This is a genomic window from Roseovarius halophilus (ex Wu et al. 2025), from assembly GCF_047086965.1.
In genome coordinates this window covers 1-2,209 of the sequence record NZ_JBKOTX010000404.1, presented here as the reverse complement: position 1 = coordinate 2,209, position 2,209 = coordinate 1, and the positions used below count along the sequence as shown (strand labels likewise).

Here is a 2,209-nt window from a genome sequence, read left to right as displayed (position 1 = left end):
AGGACGCGGGCAAGCTCATGCTCGGCGCCTTCGAGCCCGAGGCGAAGCCGTGGGGCATGTCCGGCATCCCGGAGGCTCGGCCATAAAGCCCCCGGCGCAGCCAAGGTCCAGCACCTGCTTGCCCGCCCAGTCGATCTGGCGGTCGAACCAGGACAGCCGGCCCGGCACGAGGTTCTTGAGCGTGCGCACCCAGCGGATCTCGTCCGACCACCAGTGATCGGCAACGGCGTCATAGATCGTCAGGTCGTTGCGCATTTCCGGGCCTCCTCTTGGGCAGGACATAGGGCACCCGCGCGCGATACCCCGCGAAGCGGCTCCCGTAGCGCGCGGCAAAGCGGCGTTCCTTCAGGCGCGGGGCCAGAAGGCAATAGGCGGTATAGCTGACGGCCAGGGCCAGTTGGTCCGGCGTCCAGACCGGCACCGTCCAGAGCGTCAGGGCGAAGGCGACGTAGATCGGCTGGCGGATGACCCGGAACAGGCCCAGCACGGGCATGTCGGGAAAGACCGGCCTGCGCCCGGCCAGCAGCGACATCCAGCCCAGCGCGCCCGATTGCACCTCGGCCCCGGCGTCGAAACTGGCCTTGATCAGCAGCAGCCAGGCGGCGGCATAGGCGCCGCAAATCGCCCAGAACGCCGCACCCTCGGCCCGCCACCAGACGATGCCCGAGGGGGTCCAGAGCGCGAAGAGCGCCAGCAACTGGGCCGAGGCGATGACGGCATAGCTGGTGGTGGCGAGCGTGCCGCCGTGGCGGCCGGGGATCAGCCGCGTCAGAAGAGTCCCGCCGCGCGGCGTCAGCAAGGCCGAGTGGACCAGCGGGAATTGGACGATCAGCGCGGCGTTGGCCAGCGCGGCCCAGGGCCAGGGCACGGTGCCCAGACTCTCGCTCAGCCCGAAGAACATGGCCGCGATCATGGCCAGCACCGCGGCGGCAAAGAGCGCGTGGCACAGCGCCCCCATGACCAGCGCCAGCACCATCCGCCCCACGCCAGGCGCGGGATGCAGCGCCCCCGTGATCAGGCGGAGAAGGCCAGCAATGCGCGGGTCGTCACGCATCCGAACCCGCCATGATATCCGCGGCGATGGCGGTGCCGCTGGCCCAGGCGGCCTCGACCCGTGGCCCTAGGCACCAGTCGCCGCCCAGGTGCAGCGTGCCGCTGGCGTCTCGCACAAAAGCCTTGCCCAGCGGTGCCGTCACGCGGGCATAGCGCCAGCGATGCGCCGCGACATGCAGCGCGCTGTCCGCCGCGGCCCCGATCTCGGCACAAAGAGGCGGCAGCATCCGGCGGGCCATCTCTTGCCTGTCTTGTTCCAGGTGCGCGGCCGACCAGCCGGGGCTGGCCTGCGCCACCCACGCGACGGCCCCGCCCGGGCGGCCCGGCTTGCTGCTGTCGCGTGCGATGAAGGCCAGCGGCCCCTCTGACAGCTTGCGGCTCACGAAGGGCGCGGGCGCATCGGCAGGAAAGGCCGCCATCAGCGTCAGGCAGGGGGCGATCTCCACCGCCTCCAGCCGGGCGGCGAGCGGGTGATCGGCGCCGATCAGCGGTGCGACCTGGGGCGCGGGCACCGCCAGGACCACGTGCTCTGCCTCGATCACCGTGTCTCGGGTTGCCACCTGCCAGATTGCCCCGGCCCGGCGGACCTCGGCCACCTCGACGCCAAGGGACACGTCCAGCCCAGCGACCATGGCCCGCGGCAGGCCCGACATGCCGGGCAGGCCCACGTAATGCGGATGTGCTGCGCCATCCGCCCAGAGGGCCGCCGCCGCCGACGCGGTCAGCAGCGCGGCAAACCCGGGATCGCGGGCGGTGACATATTGCGCTCCGTGGTCGAAACGCAGGGGCTGCCCCGCCGAGGTTTCGGCCCGGCGTGTCGCCATGCGCCCGCCGATGCCGCGGCCCTTGTCGATCACGCGCACCGGGCGGCCGGCGTCCCTGAGCGCCCGTGCGCAGGCGATGCCGGCCATGCCGGCGCCGATGACGAGGGTGCGGGTCATGACAGGCCCGCCGCGTGCAAGATGCGGGGGATCTGTTTCTTGACCTTGAAGAACCCGGCGGTGGCATGGGGCCAGATCAGCCGGTCCCAGTCGCGCTGCCACTCGGCCAGGGTGATACCGGCCTGGGCCAGTGCGGGGCGCGCCTCGTCCAGCCAGTCGCGCAGCGGGCCGGTCGGCACATAGGGCGTGACGATCTGGCGCGCCCCGGCGCGGGC

At 72.1% G+C, this 2,209-nt stretch carries 2 protein-coding genes and 2 pseudogenes; all 4 read right to left on the bottom strand.

What is annotated here, in order from left to right:
• Positions 1–75: 75 nt before the first annotated feature.
• Positions 76–255: pseudogene (locus tag ACH107_RS32185) on the bottom strand (3-demethylubiquinone-9 3-O-methyltransferase); the annotation flags it as partial.
• On the bottom strand, positions 230–1,054 hold the full coding sequence (locus ACH107_RS32180; RefSeq protein ID WP_310702587.1) for an isoprenylcysteine carboxylmethyltransferase family protein: 825 nt from the start codon (positions 1,052–1,054) through the stop codon (positions 230–232). The pseudogene ACH107_RS32185 and the gene ACH107_RS32180, both read right to left, overlap by 26 nt.
• A complete protein-coding gene (locus tag ACH107_RS32175) occupies positions 1,047–1,994 on the bottom strand; it encodes an NAD(P)/FAD-dependent oxidoreductase (RefSeq protein WP_412509682.1) in 948 nt (315 codons plus the stop codon). The genes ACH107_RS32180 and ACH107_RS32175 overlap by 8 nt, the downstream gene beginning before the upstream one ends.
• Positions 1,991–2,209 (bottom strand): annotated as a pseudogene (locus ACH107_RS32170) (deoxyribodipyrimidine photolyase); the annotation flags it as partial. The pseudogene ACH107_RS32170 and the gene ACH107_RS32175, both read right to left, overlap by 4 nt.

What these genes read in the sequence shown, in the direction of transcription:
- ACH107_RS32175 (WP_412509682.1), bottom strand. Translation starts at nt 1,994, where the DNA reads ATGACCCGCACCCTCGTCATCGGCGCCGGCATGGCCGGCATCGCCTGC.
- ACH107_RS32180 (WP_310702587.1), bottom strand. Translation starts at nt 1,054, where the DNA reads ATGCGTGACGACCCGCGCATTGCTGGCCTTCTCCGCCTGATCACGGGG.